Raw genomic sequence first — 14813 nt, 5'->3', positions numbered from 1 at the left:
CCATAGAATCAACCCACTGTGGATAATAATCTTTTATTGGTATTGTTACAGGTAGTTATCAAATATAAATAGATAATTATATCAACAGGATGAGTATCCCGCAAAGTTTTTAACCATATATGACATTTAGCACGAACAAAACTAAAAGCTCAAGATAACAAAATGATTTAAAAACAATAGAGGATTAAAAATGGGCAAAACTGGAAGCATTAAATGGGTTAAAGTAAAGGGAAGGAACGGAAATACCATAAAAGTACCAGAATCAAAAGCAAACAAAACACATACAGGACCTGCACAAAGATTTGCTTCAGATGGTACCAAACGCAAATTCAAACATCGTTCTCCAAAATCTATAGTAAAGTGATATTTTTTTGATTTTTCCTTTTTCTGTGTTACCTTGTCAGCAAATAACGAAGCAATAACTTCTATTTTACAGCCTTTAACCAAAAATAGCAATCTTTATATAGAACTTCAAACAATTAAAATCACCTTGAGACAAATCAAAGATAAATCGAGATAACAATAACAGGAGGCTAAATAAAATGGCAGGTCAAATGTATCATGGCGGACAATCATCAGGTCAGCCAATATTCATTTTAAGAGAGGGAACCCAGAGGACCCGAGGAAGAGATGCACAGAGTAACAACATAATGGCTGCGAAAGCAGTTGCAAACGCAGTAAGGACTACACTTGGTCCAAAAGGAATGGACAAGATGCTTGTAGATTCTATGGGAGATGTAGTAATCACAAACGATGGTGCTACCATCCTGAGAGAAATGGACATAGAGCATCCTGCTGCCAAAATGATTGTAGAGGTTGCCAAAACCCAGGATGATGAAGTCGGTGACGGTACAACCACTGCAGCGGTACTTGCAGGTGAACTTCTCAAAAAAGCAGAAGAAATGATTGAACAGGAAATACACCCGACAATCATCGCATCAGGATATCGCATGGCCGCTGAAAAAGCCGGTGATATACTGGACTCCATAGCAAAGGACATTACTATTTCTGACAGAGAACAACTGCTTAAAATTGCAGAAACTGCAATGACAGGTAAAGGTGCTGAAGCATCCAAACGTGAACTTGCAGAAATCGTTGTAGATGCAGCCACCAAGGTTGTTGAAGAGGGAGACGATAAAACCGTAGACATGGACAATATCAAAGTAGAAAAGAAAGTTGGTGGCAGAATAAGTGATTCTGAACTTATCGAGGGCATGATAATCGATAAAGAACGCGTGCATTCCAACATGCCAAAGAAAGTTCAGAATGCAAAAATTGCTCTTCTCAATGAAGCAGTTGAACTCAAAGAAGCCGAAACCGATACTGAAATATCCATCACCTCACCTGACCAGCTTCAATCCTTCCTTGATCAGGAAGAAAAGATGATAAGAGATATGGTCCAGAAGATTATCGACAGCGGTGCCAATGTAGTTTTCTGCCAGAAGGGAATCGATGACATGGCACAGCACTTCCTTGCAAAAGCCGGAATCTATGCTGTAAGACGTGTCAAAAAGAGTGACATAGAGAAACTTGCTCTTGCAACCGGTGGTAAAGTCATAACAAACTTGGATGAAGTATCAGAAAATGACCTCGGTAAAGCAGAAACTGTTCAGGAGAAGAAAGTTGGCGGCGACGAGATGACATTTATAACCGGGTGCGATAATCCAAAAGCTGTATCCATCCTGCTCCGCGGTGGTACAGAACATGTTGTCGACAACGTCGAAAGAGCATTGCATGATGCTCTGCGTGTTGTAGGAGTTGCTATTGAGGATGAGAAACTTGTAGCAGGTGGAGGCTCACCTGAAGTAGAACTCGCTTTCAAACTACACGACTATTCTACAAGCCTCAGCGGCAGAGAACAGTTATCAGTCAAAGCATTTGCAGAAGCAATTGAAGTTGTTCCAAGGACACTGGCAGAAAACGCCGGACTTGATCCAATCGACACTCTGATGGACCTGCGAGCACATCATGAAAAGGGAGAAATTACTGCCGGACTTGATGTATACAGCGGCGATGTAGTAAATATGTGGGAAAAAGGTGTATTTGAACCACTAAGAGTCAAAACACAGGCAATCAATGCAGCAGCCGAAGCTGCAGTCATGATTCTCAGAATCGACGATGTAATAGCTTCCAGTGGCGGTGGAGCTGAAGCCGGTGGTATGGGCGGAATGCCCGAAATGTAAATAAAAAGAAAATGCAGTTTTTAGCAACTGCTCCTTTTTTATTATTTTTCAAGACATTTCAAAACATCGTCTGGATTGGATCTGAGTTTTATAATCCTTGTTCTTCCTCTTTTACCCTCACCTGAAAAATCCACATCTATATACTGGGATGCATGCAGTTTGTTTATCATGTTATAAAAATGAGTATAACCCTGACCTGTGGCTTCATGGAATGAATTATAGAGTTCTCCTGCTTGTGTATTGTTATTATCCACAATCAGCCTAAGAAGGGTTTTTTCGTTGGAGTTTAGTGCCCTTATACTGCGGCAAATGTGCAGTAATTTAGATGATTCATATGCTTTATCAACATCAGCTATGGATACAACTCGACTTGCACGATTTTCAGCATTAAGTCCTGCCCTTTTAAGAAGGTCAATACCTATACGCAAGTCACCTATGTCATCAACATACTGTACAATGTGGTCTCTAACTTCACTTGGTATAACATCTGGATAGAATGCATTTTTAATCCTGTCATCTATAATACCCTGCAACTCTTCATATTCATATCTGGGAAAATCGATTTCCTCAGGAAGAAATACAGATGTCACCTTTGTATCGAACTGATAAAGAGCACCTGTATCACTGACTACAGCAATGATGCCTATTTTTACTCCTGGATAATGTTCATGCGCTCTGAGTAATGAATACATGACATCATCAGCATGACCTTCATAGAAGAGATAATTGATATCATCAAGAGTTAGTACAAGGATTTTATTGTTCTCTACCAGATGATGCATTGTATTCTCAAAAAGCGTCCTGAAAGCTATTCCCGAGGTTGGTGGGGTCACACCTGTCAATTGTCTGTAGATTCTTGATATAACAGCAAATCGAGTGGAATCGATTTGACAGTTCACTTTCAAAAACACAACATTATTGACATGGTCCTGCATTTCATCATATATTTTCAAAACAGATGTCGTTTTTCCGGTGCCCGGCGGACCACTTATAAGGCAGTTAACAGGACGCATACCATGTATCACAGGTTTGAGACTGTATTTGATTGCCTGAAGCTGGTTGTCCCGATAGGCGAAATGTTCAGGGATATGATCGATTTCAAGGACTTCGGCATTTTTAAAAAGTGTTTCATCCCACAGAAGTATATCTTTACTCAAATAGGCATCTCCTGTTAATTTACCATTTAAAAAAATCCTTTTTTTATTATATTAATTTTTGTTTTACACATTACAAGATTCCAGGTTAATACGCTCCGGATTGGCAAAGATGAACATCTCGATTTCAGAGGCAAAACCCACAAGACATAATCCTGTTTTTTCAGCAGTTTCAATACCACTGTCAAAAGGAGCGCTTTTTGTAACCAGTAATGGTACACCAGAACGTGATGCTTTTAAAACCATGCCTTCAGACTGTCTCCCGGTTGAGAGAAGGTACAGTTTAGATACATCCAGTCCTGTAAGTCTGGAATATCCTATAACTTTGTCAATTGCGTTGTGTCTTCCTATATCTACAGCCTGTGTAATAAGTTTTCCATCCTGGTCAATAAGTGCAGCAAGATGGGTACCTTTTGTCAGGCGATATATATTGGACTCGAGGAACTTCTGGGATGCAAATATTGATTCCGGTTCAAAGATTACATCTGATTGTATTTTTGCTGGGTTGTTTTTGTAACTAACTCCTATATACCCAGATGACCGCAATTCATACAGCATATCTGTATCATCCATGTTTGCAATTTCAAGATTAATCCTGTTTCCATTCTTGTGGATTTTGATGTGATCTTCAAAACCCGCTATACCTTCGCATATAACATAGCCAACTGCAAGTTCCTTCATGTTTACAGGTGATGAAAGAATAGACGCTATTTTTGTCCCGTTAATCAGCAACTCCAATGTTTCTTCTCTGGCAATGGAAAAACTGGAACTTGTCACTGTTTTGTTTCTATCTACTCTTGTCACAGAATAACTTCTTGTATAGTGCTCTATCATTTGTAATCCAATTCATATCGTTATTTAGATTTTGAAAATTCAAAATTCCAGATAGGTTCGCCCTCTATATCTCCTGTTGTAAGGTGTTCCATTTCATGTGCCACACTGTAAGCAGGTGTTCCAGTAAAAAGAATAGTTTTATGTTCAGGTTCTGAAATATCGATTTTCTTTAATTCTGGATGCACCTGTGCCAGAACCACCCGTTCACCTTTTACTTTTATCCGGTAGGGGCGTTTTACAAGTACACGCTCACCACGTTTACCGCATTTTTCAAGTCTGTAGACACTGCCATCTCTTGTTAAAATTTCAGGATTCAAAAACAGATAAATCTCTTCAAAAGTATAGCCAGTGTTTCGCTCTTCATCAAAATATGTAGTCGGATTTTTTACCGACATTACAGACAGAACATCTGTTGAATAACTCCACGAACCACCGGATTTTAAAGAAAGCATCAATGGAAGTATGGCTTCTTCAGAAAGGTCAAATTCCCTGAACAGATTTTGTTCATTACCAGTAAACATGAGAAAATTTTGGATGTCTTTGGTATCACTATAGTCCATAAAAATCACCAGTTAACCTACAAGAGATGTAATCTGAGAAACAGCATCAATAAATGTATCAATTTCTTCCTGGGTATTGTATAAACCTACCGATGCTCTTACCGTTCCCTCAACACCGATCGATTGAAGTGCCGGCATGGCACAGTGATAACCACTCCGGACACATACACTACTTGTTTCGTCCAGTATCATGGCTACATCGTGCGAATTGAGTCCTGTTATATTAAATGATACCACCCCACAGCGGTCATCTGGTCCGTAAACTTCCACATACGGAATTTCTGCAAGTCGGGAAGCCGTATTTTTCACAAGGGATTTTTCATGTTTTTCTATGTTTGCTACTCCCACATTCTGGACATATTCAACACCCCTCCCAAGACCTATAACACCTGGCATGTTGGGGGTACCGGACTCAAATTTTGTAGGACATGGTTCCAGTTCAAAACCTGTAGTTGTTACCGAGTGTACCATACCACCTCCAAAATAGGACGGTTCCATAATCTCGGGTTCTCTGACATATAACAATCCTGTTCCCTGGGGACCCAGCAGTCCTTTATGACCAGATGCAGCAAAAAAGTCACATCCAATAGACCCTACATCAACAGGGATATGACCCAGGGATTGTGCCCCATCTATCAATACCATCACTCCAGCTTTATGTGTTATCCGGGTTATCTCTCCAATATCCTGTACAGACCCGAACACATTGGACACATGTGTCACTGCGACAAGTCTTGTCCCGTCAGTTATGGAACTGGCAATCTCGTCCGGATTGATAATACCGTTTTCATCAGGAGGTACAACTGTCATATCCACACCTTTTTCTTTTAAACGCATCCACGGAAGAAGGTCAGTGTGATGCTCCAATGATGTGGTTACAATATGATCTCCAAGGTTCCAGTTAATGCCCAGTGCAACCATATTTATGCTTTCAGTAGCATTTTTTGTCATTATTGTTTTCGAAGGGTCTACATTCATAAACCGAGCTACATTTTCACGTGAATCTTCATAATGATTGGTAGTCTCACGTGCTAAACGATGTGCACCCCTACCATAATTACCGGCATATTTGTAAAAATAATTATTTACAGCTGATACAACCTGTACCGGTGTCTGGGTTGTAGCTGCACTGTCCAGATAGATTACGTCATCCAGTACCGGAAAATCCTTTCGAATTTCAAGAATATCGTACATATGTTGCTGTTATTCAACTGGATAAAAATAAAGTTTTTGCAGATTATTTCGCCTGCAAACCTCCTACCATAAAACGGTAAAGTTCTTTATCTTCTTTATTCAGTTTCTTTTTTGTACGTCCGCAAACAACCGTATGACAAAGATGTTTCGATACCTCCTTTTTATCAACCCGGTTGTCTTTTGATGCTACTATTTTCTTCATTGATAGTACCTCCTGTCTCCATTATTTTATTCTAAGTTCCCCCCACAAATACCAACTAAATATATAAAAATATTTACATAGTTTATATGAGTGTTAAACAGTTAGATACTCGTTTTTAGTATATAAAATTAATGGTAACAAAGACAGCTGAAGAGGAACTGCACATCGTAAGGTATAAACAAATGTAACATCGTTTCAATAAATATGTCAGCAATAAATATTAATCAATCACTTAAATATCAGAAAGGGTCGCAGCGAGTTTATGGTGAAGATACTACCCTCCATAAAACAAAAAACCAGCTGAAAAAAATCGGAGTCACCCGTATTGCCGATATAACCCATCTTGACAGAGTGGGTATTCCTGTGTATTCAGCTATCAGACCAAGTGCTGCTAAAGGTGCTATATCTGTATATTCTGGAAAAGGAGTAACACCACCACAGGCTAAAATCTCTGCAATGATGGAAGGTTTTGAAAGGTGTCTGGCAGAGAAAAAAGAGATGAACAACAATATAAAGGAAGGTACACCAAATACAGAATTTGTTGATTCTTATGATAATATAACTGATACATACAATATTGTAAATCCTGCAAAACTCCTCATATCAGAAGATGTAAGGACTGAGGACATGATAGAATGGACAAGTGGATGGGACCTCATAAATAATAAAGAAATCTATGTACCATCAAATTCAGTTTATCACCCCTATGAACCCAATGATAAATGTGTCAAGTTATTCAGAAGCAATACCAACGGTCTTGCAGCCGGCAATGTCATTGAAGAAGCAATACTACACGGTTTACTGGAAGTTGTTGAAAGAGATGCATTAAGTATTGCAGAAATGAACAGAAATCCCGGTCAAAGGTTGAAACTAACCAGAGAGGATGGTATAAGTTATGAATTGATGCAAAAGTTCAATGATGCAAATATAGATGTTAGACTCTGGATTCCTCAGCATGACACAGGAATTACTACTGTAATTGCATCCCTTGATGATGTGCATTTAAAAGACCCTGCCATGCTTGTCATGGGAGCCGGCACTCATCTGAATCCAGAAATCGCAGTCATTAGAGCCCTTACAGAAGCAGCACAATCAAGAGTAGTCCAGATTCATGGTGCAAGAGAAGACACTGAACGGGATAAATTCGTCCGAAATATCGGATACGAACGTATGAAAAGGATGAATAGCTTCTGGTATAAAGATAAGGACATAGAAATTGTCACATTGGAAGAATTAAACGATTTTTCCCAACACTCACCTGTTGAAAATATTAATACCGTAATTGACCAGCTAAAAAATCTAGTTGACAATGCTATTATAGTTAATCTATCAAGGGATAGTATAGATGTTCCTGTTGTACGGGTAATTATTCCTACCTTTGAAATGTACACTCTGGACCGTGAACGAGTAGGAAAAAGGAAAAACATCGCACGGAAAAAATGGGATAAAGGCGAAAAAACATGGAACCGCAGACGAGTTTGAATATAAAAAAACCGAGAAATCCCAGAGTAACTGTGTTTGCAGGTACAAGTATAAGTCATGATGATGCAAAAGAGATACTGGATGCCACTTATAAACCCCCTGTATATAGATGTAATATTGACAAAGCAATAAAAGATAGCTATAACGTTATCGGAATCATCGACGGAGTTTTCTTTGATAAAGCAGCTGTTTCACATAAAGAGATAATAAAAGCACTCAATAACAATGTTATTGTTGTAGGGGGGTGCAGTATGGGTGCTTTACGTGCATCAGAGCTTGATGACTATGGAATGACAGGTGTAGGGGAGATATACAGGCAGTATAAGGATGGTGTTATTGAGGCAGATGATGAAGTAGCTGTAGCCACAAATCCGGATACATTTGAACCTGTTTCCAAACCACTAGTCAATATCAGAAAAACTCTGAAGGCAGCATGTTACAATGGAATAATTGATGATAAAACATACAAATTATTAATTAACATCACAAAACAGACATATTACCCGTATAGAAGTTATATGGGCATGGTCAAACAGGCCATCAAAAACGGAATTCTTTCAGAAGAAAAGGGTAAAGATGTTCTAAAATATTGCAGGGAAAACGAAATCGATCTTAAACGTGAGGATGCGATTGCAGTGCTTAAAACTATTAGAGATATAATTAATAATTCCTGACTTGATCTTAAAATACAATATAAAAAAAAGAAGTTCCAGATTACTTATGGAATTTCCTTCTAACAAGGTAAAATACCACGAGTAATCCGGCAATGGAATAAGTTGCCCCAAAACCAGGCTCTTCTTCCGGTGGCTGGGTGTTGATCACCTCATCAAACCGCTCTTCTGAGTTGTTTAGATACCTGAAAGCCATTTCCATATTATGGACACCAAGACTTCCATCTTCCTCAACTGCGGTCATATAATACAGAGCATTATTGAACACTGCCTGTTGTTCCTGATATATCGATGTCCCATTCAGTTCTTCAAGTGAGTCTCTGGCATTTTCTCTCATTGTTTCGAGTTGTTCCAGTCTGACGAAGACTTTATCTTCCTGGTTTTCAATAAGATCTGAAAGTTCAGAACCGTGGCATCTAGAATAATTATTGGTGGATTCTAAATCCACAATCAAGGAGGCGTTTATATCAAAGTTATGACCAGTTACTGCTGATGAATTGGTTGTCTCATTGAAAGGTTTCGAACCCATATGACAACCCACACACCCTATCTCAACAGGATGTCCGCCTGTTACATAACTGGAATTGCTGTACATATCCCACTGAGTGTATCTGGCTATTGTAGTTTCTCCATCAGGTTCCGCACCTCTGGAATTATGGCAGTTGGAACATAACTGCACTTTATCTTCGACACGGTACTCTGTGCTATGAGGGTCATGACATGCAGCACAGGTAATTCTCCACTCCTCCACACCTGATGGGTTTGGAAGGTTTTCCTGATTAAAATCGTAGATATCTGCCCCCTCCAGATTCACAATCGCCCCTTCGGTGCTTTTACATGATGTACATTCTTTTGAACGGTTCAGTACAATTGGTTCGGTTACATCTGTAGGTTCAGAATGGCTTGCCATGTTCTCAGGGTCGAAATCATCCCTTGAATACTCATCGCTTTATTCCCATTCTTCGATTATGGGATGATGGGATTCCTTATGGCAGTTTCCACACATCTCAGCCGAATAGTTTACCTCTGGAACTATTCAATGGGATTGTCTATATGTGCATCATAACCCCCTTCAGGTGGACTGTGGCATATTTCACAGGTTATCGGTTCGATGGTTCCTTCAACATCCTCACGGTTCCAGTTTTCTTTTATCGATGATTCTAAATGACATTCTGTACATTCATCGATATTTAATACGTTTCCACCTGCAGCTTTAAGTGATTCAGCATGTTTTGACGTGTTCCACATCTCATAGTAACCAGTATGGCAATCTTTACAGGTTTCAGGACTCCATGCCATGGAAGTCATTGCCAGCAATATGAAAACCGCTATTGGAATGAAATATATTTTTCCATACCCTCTCCCCTTATTTAACGTTAGTAGAAAGTTTATCAAAACTGATATAAAAAATTACTATGGTTAATTTACGGTAATATTATATTAGCGATGAGAAAAAATAATATAACATAAATCTACGCACTTTTTCTACAAAAACAATAATGAATAAATATCAAAACCCAAAACGGAGATTATAAGAAATGGATATAGAAGATGTTAAAAAGATAGGTGCTGATTTAATAGATATATTCAAACTTAAAACATCACCTGTTGCAGTAAAACTGGTTTCTAATGTGCAGGAAATCCCTGAAGGTGTTGAAAGAATAGAAAATCCCACAAGACACTGCCAGATGATCGATAATGTCAGAAGAACCGGTTCAAGTTTTTATACACTTGTAGATGACCAGAAATGCAAGGGTGGAGCTGCTGTCATGGGTCTTCGGGAGATGGATGAAAAACTTGCAAAAGGTGAAGTTTATTATAAACTCGGATCATTCAGCACCCAAAATGCAGCACGACGTACCATGCAAATGATTCCAAGAGTTCTTTCAGGGTCTATAAAAGCTGTCATCTATGAACCTCTTGAAAAAGCAGAATTCCTGCCTGATGTAGTTGTCATAATCGGAACTCCAAAACAGATGATGCAAATGTCCCAGGCTCTACTGTACAAACAAGGTGGCAGAGTCAATGCAGATTTTGCAGGTAAACAAAGTCTCTGTGCGGATGGTGTAGCTGAACCATATATGAGCGGTCAGATATGTGTTACCGTGGGATGCGGCGGAAGCAGGAAACATACAGAAATCCAGGAAGAAGAAATGGCTATAGGAATTCCACTGGAACGTCTAGAAGATATGATGAAATCTGCATCAAAAATGTTTGGAAAATAAAATGTTCAGTGGTTATGTAACCACCAAACCTTTGATTTTAATTTTTATAAGAAACAGTTATTCGAACAGCCCAGAAAACTTATTAATAGGTATTGCAGTATAAGTTTTGGTTTTAATACTCCCCCTCGATGCAAGTTCTACAACAGCTTTTGAAACCGCGTTTTCATCTTCTGCATCCACTATGTTTAAAAAATCGAAATCTCCCAGAACAAAGTACTGTTCAAGTACGTCTACCCCTATTTCTTTGAGTTCTTCATTTACTTCTTTAATCCTTTCAGGATTATTCTTTAGAGTTCTTGCACCGTCATCTGTTAATTGGGATATAATCACATATTTTGTCATAAACAAACCTCCTAAGTCCCCAATAACTAATAAGTATTATAACATAAATAATTTAGGTTTACAACAAATATCTCCATCATTTCAATACTTCTCCTGTCTGTGTGTACCACAAATAGAGATCAAGTTCTGCAAGTGTTAATCCCACCTCATCAGCCAGAGATATGAACTCCTGCTCAATATTCAAATACCGTTTTCTTGTAAGTGTTTTTGGAACATCGATAATACAGCTGCTGCACATAATACGCAGTATATGCTTGTCAAGAATTGCCAGGCGTTTATAACCAACGTTCCTAAGGAAATGGCTGGATTCCTTGTATCCTATTCCCTTAATGTTTTTAACAAGCCATTCGCGTGCAGTAAATTCATTTTCCATATTAGTAATTTTATCTTTAATATCTGCTGCATTATTCCTAGCAAGTACTATGTATTCCGCCCTTTTTTCATAAAATCGGTGACCCATATGCTTCAGGATTTTGGATAATTCCTTCTGGTCACAGGTTAAAAAACCGTCAATTTTTGCCATATAATTCTGGATATTCATTCCCAGCCTTGCGCTGGAATTTGCAGTTAAAAGACAAAAACAGAGTTCATTGAACCATTCTTTATTACTTTTAGCATGGAGTTCTTCAAACTCCCGTATGCGTCTATTAACTGTTTCCGATATTTCGTCTTCTTGTAAATTGTCAACAATCCTAACCAAATCTTTTCTGGATTCTATATTCATCTTCACATTTACACCTGTAACCAATTTTTCAGCTTAAAAGATTGTTTAGTTTCCCTCTAAAAAGAGAATATGCAAAATAAAATATCGACATGACCAGTATAATAGTTGCTCCTGATGGAATATCAAACATATAGGATATCCCAATACCTCCGGTACTGAAAATCCCACCAAATATAACCGATAAAAATATCATCCTTTTAAAATCAGAAGTTATCTGTCGGCTCAATGCTGCAGGTATCGTTAAAAGTGCTATGACCAAAATAATACCTACAACCCTTACCAGAACCATCACAGTAAGAGCTATCAGACAAAGGAGCAAAAAATATAGTTTTTCTGCTGGAACTCCCAGAACCGCTGTCATCTCCTCATCGAAACTTAACGCTAGAAATTCTTTATAAAAAAGGTAGACTAATGAAGCTATAATTATATCCAGTATTAACATCACTATTACGTCAAAAAACGGAACGGTAAGGATATTGCCAAAAAGATAAGTCATTAGATCAGGTGCATATCCCGGAGTGAGGTTTAGAAAAATTACCCCTATCGCCATTCCACTTGCCCAGAATATACCAATCGCAGAATCCTCTGGTAAACTAGACCGTTTTGTAATCCAACCTATGCCAAGTGCAGATGCAATACCAAAGGGCAATATCCCAAGAACCGGATTAATTCCCAGATAATATCCCATACCAATCCCTCCGAAGGATGCATGAGCTATTCCTCCACTTATAAACACAATACGTTTTACAACAACATAGGTCCCAATGATTCCACATGCTATACTAGCAAGTAATGCTGAAATTAGCGCGTTCCTCATGTGTTCATACTGAAGAATATCGAGAATATCAACAACCATTTCAAAGCTCCATCAATGATCTTTCAGTACTCTGTGTGGAACTCCGTGGGCTATCATCTCCACAGGACAGTGATAAGCTGCTTCCAGGTCTTCACGGGGTATTTCTTTTGAACCATGGTAGAACAATTTACGATTAAGGCATGCTACTGTATCTACATGTAATGACACTGCAGTTAAATCATGGGTGACCATAATAATAGCCATCTTCTTTTTAAGTTTTGAAAGTAAATCATACAGTTCTCCTTGCATATGTGTATCAAGTCCAGAACTGGGCTCATCTAGAAGCAGAATTTTTGGTTCTGTTGTCAGTGCTCTTGCTATAAATACCCGTTGCCGCTGTCCACCAGACAATTTTCCTATCTGATGGTCCTTATATTCAACCATGTTCACTATATTCAATGCATTGTAAGCCTTTAATTTATCCTCTTTACTATAACTTTTCAACAGTCCAGCATGTCCCATTCGACCCATGAGGACAACTTCCCAAACACTTATAGGGAAATCAAAATCAAAGGTACTGTGCTGTGAGACATAACCTATATGCTTCCGATTTATTGCAGGGCTTTCCCTAAAAATTTTTACTGTGCCCTTGCTTGGTTTTATCAATCCAAGGATTACTTTTAATAGAGTGGTTTTTCCCCCACCATTGGGTCCTATTATAGCCATTAGATCTCTTGGTTGTTCCACTGTTAGATTGATGTCCTCTAGTACAGGAATATCTCCATAATGTACCCACAAATTACTGATTTCAATCACATTAACATTTGTTTTCATTTAATCCCTTCATATTATTAACCAAGATTTTCCGCAAATACATTGGTAACATTTCTGAGATTGGTTACATAATCCTTTGCAAGTGGGTTTACTGATACAACTTCACCATTAATTTCCTTTGCTATTGATTCAGCGCTTGATTTACTGAAATGTTCTTGGACATATATTACAGAAATATTTTTCTTCTTTGCTACATCTACAAATCGTTTTAATTCCTTTGCAGTTGGTTCCTTCCCTTCTAATTCAACAGGTATCATGTCCAGACCATATTCTTGTGCAAAATATTCCCAAGTTGGATGATAAACCATAATACTTCGATTTTCGTATCCTGATAATGTATTATTTATATAAGAATCCAGTTCATCCAGTTCCTGCATGTATTCGTCTTTATTTTGTGAATAATAACTCTTATTTTCAGGGTCGACTTGTACAAGACCTTTATAGATATTCTCAACCATTATTTTAGAATTTTCAGGAGTTGTCCAAACATGGGGGTCATTGTTTCTAATGGTTATACCATCTGATGAATTCACAATTAACATATCATCATTAACTGACCTTATTTTACCCATCCAAGAATTTTCAAAAGGCAACCCTGAACCTAGCTTTGCATACATCAAAGCGTTACTTAAATCTCTTAGTTGTCCTGAAGTAGGTTCATGTGTTGCTGGACTTGCTCCGGGAGGTATCATTACTATTGTATTAACCTTCTCTCCACCTACCTGCTTCACAAATTCAGCCTGTGGAAGTATACTGACAGCAACCGTTATATTTTCATCATCTTTTTGGGTTTGAGACTTTTCTGAACATCCAGATACAAACAATACACAGATTATCAATACAACAGACAGCGGTTTATAATAGTAGTTCATAACAATTCTTCCTTTTAATTTTTGGTATCCAAGAAAATTGTTTGGCACCTTGGAAAAATTAGATGCCGACTTTAATCAACAAGTCCACAACTATCATGTTTAATTTCTCCACAATTGCTTAACTGTGGATGACCCATTGACTTACAGATTCTATCTACTGCATCTTTTGAAACATATCCCTCAAATCGTGATACTTCTTCACACGCACCTTTTGTAGACAAACCATAATGGCTGAATAAAAGACTAAGGATTCTGTGTCTTCTAATCAGAAATTCTGCATATTCCTGTCCGCATTTAGTTAGACAGACTCCCCGATAAGGAATATGATTTACATAACCGTTTTTTGCAAGGTCATTAATCACCTTGGTAGATGTAGATGGATCCACATTTAATTGTGATGATATTTCAGTTGTCCTCACAATTCCCCCCTTTTCAAGCAGAAACTTGAGATATCGTATTTTCCGGGGTGTCAGTTCAAGCCCAGTGATTTTATCCATAGATATTAGTAGGCAAACGAATTATTTATATTTTTGTACATACGCACAATAATTCCTGACATATTTGGCCAAATGCCAAAGATATAATAATAATAATAACTTTTATAATAAATACCAAAAGCGATAAATAACCAAATCAGCAATTTGTTGTTAAGGGGGAATAGATATGGTCACATTACAGGTTCCTTGGACATTTGCATGCGCAGATGAAAAAGGAGAGACTTTAAACATTGAAATCGACCT

General features: G+C 38.1%; 18 protein-coding genes. 5 read left to right on the top strand and 13 right to left on the bottom strand.

The annotated features are described in order from the left end of the window. Positions 1 to 190: 190 nt before the first annotated feature. Together ACLFMM_RS05920 and thsA are read left to right on the top strand one after the other, a co-directional pair. Positions 191 to 364, top strand: coding sequence for a DUF5350 domain-containing protein (locus ACLFMM_RS05920; protein WP_410807792.1), 174 nt, complete (start codon positions 191 to 193; stop codon positions 362 to 364). A gap of 178 nt (positions 365 to 542) precedes the next feature. Continuing rightward, on the top strand, positions 543 to 2183 hold the full coding sequence (gene thsA, locus ACLFMM_RS05915; RefSeq protein ID WP_410807791.1) for a thermosome subunit alpha: 1641 nt from the start codon (positions 543 to 545) through the stop codon (positions 2181 to 2183). Between the two features lie 41 nt (positions 2184 to 2224). Here thsA and ACLFMM_RS05910 read toward each other — a convergent pair whose 3' ends face one another. The 5 genes from ACLFMM_RS05910 to ACLFMM_RS05890 form a co-directional block, all read right to left on the bottom strand. Beyond that, a complete protein-coding gene (locus ACLFMM_RS05910; protein WP_410807790.1) occupies positions 2225 to 3340 on the bottom strand; it encodes an ORC1-type DNA replication protein in 1116 nt (371 codons plus the stop codon). Positions 3341 to 3403: 63 nt separating this feature from the next. Then, entirely contained in the window at positions 3404 to 4171 is a 768-nt protein-coding gene (gene fdhD, locus ACLFMM_RS05905; RefSeq protein ID WP_410807789.1) for a formate dehydrogenase accessory sulfurtransferase FdhD, read from the bottom strand. A 20-nt stretch (positions 4172 to 4191) separates the two neighbouring features. Then, positions 4192 to 4731: a RimK/LysX family protein gene (locus ACLFMM_RS05900; protein WP_410807788.1), complete on the bottom strand. Its 540-nt coding sequence runs from the start codon at positions 4729 to 4731 to the stop codon at positions 4192 to 4194. Positions 4732 to 4743: 12 nt separating this feature from the next. Then, positions 4744 to 5925 carry a cysteine desulfurase gene (locus tag ACLFMM_RS05895; protein ID WP_410807787.1) on the bottom strand — a complete coding sequence of 394 codons (1182 nt, stop codon included), beginning with the start codon at positions 5923 to 5925 and terminating at the stop codon, positions 4744 to 4746. A gap of 43 nt (positions 5926 to 5968) precedes the next feature. After that, entirely contained in the window at positions 5969 to 6127 is a 159-nt protein-coding gene (locus ACLFMM_RS05890; protein WP_410807786.1) for a hypothetical protein, read from the bottom strand. Positions 6128 to 6331: 204 nt separating this feature from the next. Between ACLFMM_RS05890 and ACLFMM_RS05885 the strand changes: the two genes are divergently transcribed. After that, positions 6332 to 7609, top strand: a complete 1278-nt coding sequence (locus ACLFMM_RS05885; protein ID WP_410807785.1) for a YcaO-related McrA-glycine thioamidation protein — start codon at positions 6332 to 6334, stop codon at positions 7607 to 7609. Then, entirely contained in the window at positions 7588 to 8283 is a 696-nt protein-coding gene (locus ACLFMM_RS05880; RefSeq protein WP_410807784.1) for a TfuA-related McrA-glycine thioamidation protein, read from the top strand. The genes ACLFMM_RS05885 and ACLFMM_RS05880 overlap by 22 nt, the downstream gene beginning before the upstream one ends. Positions 8284 to 8323: 40 nt before the next feature. Here ACLFMM_RS05880 and ACLFMM_RS05875 read toward each other — a convergent pair whose 3' ends face one another. Together ACLFMM_RS05875 and ACLFMM_RS05870 are read right to left on the bottom strand one after the other, a co-directional pair. Next, the gene (locus ACLFMM_RS05875; RefSeq protein ID WP_410807783.1) at positions 8324 to 9190 is read right to left on the bottom strand and encodes a PGF-CTERM sorting domain-containing protein; all 867 of its coding nucleotides are present in this window, start codon (positions 9188 to 9190) and stop codon (positions 8324 to 8326) included. Between the two features lie 122 nt (positions 9191 to 9312). Then, positions 9313 to 9588 carry a multiheme c-type cytochrome gene (locus tag ACLFMM_RS05870; protein ID WP_410807794.1) on the bottom strand — a complete coding sequence of 92 codons (276 nt, stop codon included), beginning with the start codon at positions 9586 to 9588 and terminating at the stop codon, positions 9313 to 9315. A gap of 230 nt (positions 9589 to 9818) precedes the next feature. Between ACLFMM_RS05870 and ACLFMM_RS05865 the strand changes: the two genes are divergently transcribed. After that, positions 9819 to 10505: a DUF169 domain-containing protein gene (locus tag ACLFMM_RS05865; RefSeq protein WP_410807782.1), complete on the top strand. Its 687-nt coding sequence runs from the start codon at positions 9819 to 9821 to the stop codon at positions 10503 to 10505. Between the two features lie 57 nt (positions 10506 to 10562). Here the strand turns inward: ACLFMM_RS05865 and ACLFMM_RS05860 are convergent, their stop codons facing one another. The 6 genes from ACLFMM_RS05860 to ACLFMM_RS05835 form a co-directional block, all read right to left on the bottom strand. Next, positions 10563 to 10847, bottom strand: coding sequence for a GYD domain-containing protein (locus ACLFMM_RS05860; protein ID WP_410807781.1), 285 nt, complete (start codon positions 10845 to 10847; stop codon positions 10563 to 10565). 76 nt (positions 10848 to 10923) lie between these two features. Next, entirely contained in the window at positions 10924 to 11571 is a 648-nt protein-coding gene (locus ACLFMM_RS05855; RefSeq protein WP_410807793.1) for an N-glycosylase/DNA lyase, read from the bottom strand. A 28-nt stretch (positions 11572 to 11599) separates the two neighbouring features. Then, positions 11600 to 12427 (bottom strand): metal ABC transporter permease, encoded by an 828-nt coding sequence (locus ACLFMM_RS05850; RefSeq protein WP_410807780.1) that lies wholly within the window; start codon positions 12425 to 12427, stop codon positions 11600 to 11602. A 12-nt stretch (positions 12428 to 12439) separates the two neighbouring features. Then, on the bottom strand, positions 12440 to 13201 hold the full coding sequence (locus ACLFMM_RS05845) for a metal ABC transporter ATP-binding protein (protein WP_410807779.1): 762 nt from the start codon (positions 13199 to 13201) through the stop codon (positions 12440 to 12442). Between the two features lie 17 nt (positions 13202 to 13218). After that, entirely contained in the window at positions 13219 to 14073 is an 855-nt protein-coding gene (locus ACLFMM_RS05840; RefSeq protein ID WP_410807778.1) for a metal ABC transporter solute-binding protein, Zn/Mn family, read from the bottom strand. A gap of 71 nt (positions 14074 to 14144) precedes the next feature. Then, the gene (locus tag ACLFMM_RS05835) at positions 14145 to 14570 is read right to left on the bottom strand and encodes a metal-dependent transcriptional regulator (RefSeq protein WP_410807777.1); all 426 of its coding nucleotides are present in this window, start codon (positions 14568 to 14570) and stop codon (positions 14145 to 14147) included. Positions 14571 to 14813: the final 243 nt, after the last annotated feature.

It is taken from the genome of Methanohalobium sp. (assembly GCF_046546175.1).
Classification (GTDB): Archaea; Halobacteriota; Methanosarcinia; order Methanosarcinales; family Methanosarcinaceae; genus Methanohalobium.
This window is presented reverse-complemented; position numbering and strand designations above follow the sequence as displayed.

Coding starts and splice junctions, on each gene's coding strand:
- ACLFMM_RS05920 (WP_410807792.1), top strand. CDS start 191: ATGGGCAAAACTGGAAGCATTAAATGGGTTAAAGTAAAGGGAAGGAAC.
- thsA (WP_410807791.1), top strand. CDS start 543: ATGGCAGGTCAAATGTATCATGGCGGACAATCATCAGGTCAGCCAATA.
- fdhD (WP_410807789.1), bottom strand. CDS start 4,171: ATGATAGAGCACTATACAAGAAGTTATTCTGTGACAAGAGTAGATAGA.
- ACLFMM_RS05900 (WP_410807788.1), bottom strand. CDS start 4,731: ATGGACTATAGTGATACCAAAGACATCCAAAATTTTCTCATGTTTACT.
- ACLFMM_RS05895 (WP_410807787.1), bottom strand. CDS start 5,925: ATGTACGATATTCTTGAAATTCGAAAGGATTTTCCGGTACTGGATGAC.
- ACLFMM_RS05890 (WP_410807786.1), bottom strand. CDS start 6,127: ATGAAGAAAATAGTAGCATCAAAAGACAACCGGGTTGATAAAAAGGAG.
- ACLFMM_RS05885 (WP_410807785.1), top strand. CDS start 6,332: ATGTCAGCAATAAATATTAATCAATCACTTAAATATCAGAAAGGGTCG.
- ACLFMM_RS05880 (WP_410807784.1), top strand. CDS start 7,588: ATGGAACCGCAGACGAGTTTGAATATAAAAAAACCGAGAAATCCCAGA.
- ACLFMM_RS05875 (WP_410807783.1), bottom strand. CDS start 9,190: ATGGCAAGCCATTCTGAACCTACAGATGTAACCGAACCAATTGTACTG.
- ACLFMM_RS05870 (WP_410807794.1), bottom strand. CDS start 9,588: ATGACTTCCATGGCATGGAGTCCTGAAACCTGTAAAGATTGCCATACT.
- ACLFMM_RS05865 (WP_410807782.1), top strand. CDS start 9,819: ATGGATATAGAAGATGTTAAAAAGATAGGTGCTGATTTAATAGATATA.
- ACLFMM_RS05860 (WP_410807781.1), bottom strand. CDS start 10,847: ATGACAAAATATGTGATTATATCCCAATTAACAGATGACGGTGCAAGA.
- ACLFMM_RS05855 (WP_410807793.1), bottom strand. CDS start 11,571: ATGAATATAGAATCCAGAAAAGATTTGGTTAGGATTGTTGACAATTTA.
- ACLFMM_RS05850 (WP_410807780.1), bottom strand. CDS start 12,427: ATGGTTGTTGATATTCTCGATATTCTTCAGTATGAACACATGAGGAAC.
- ACLFMM_RS05845 (WP_410807779.1), bottom strand. CDS start 13,201: ATGAAAACAAATGTTAATGTGATTGAAATCAGTAATTTGTGGGTACAT.
- ACLFMM_RS05840 (WP_410807778.1), bottom strand. CDS start 14,073: ATGAACTACTATTATAAACCGCTGTCTGTTGTATTGATAATCTGTGTA.
- ACLFMM_RS05835 (WP_410807777.1), bottom strand. CDS start 14,570: ATGGATAAAATCACTGGGCTTGAACTGACACCCCGGAAAATACGATAT.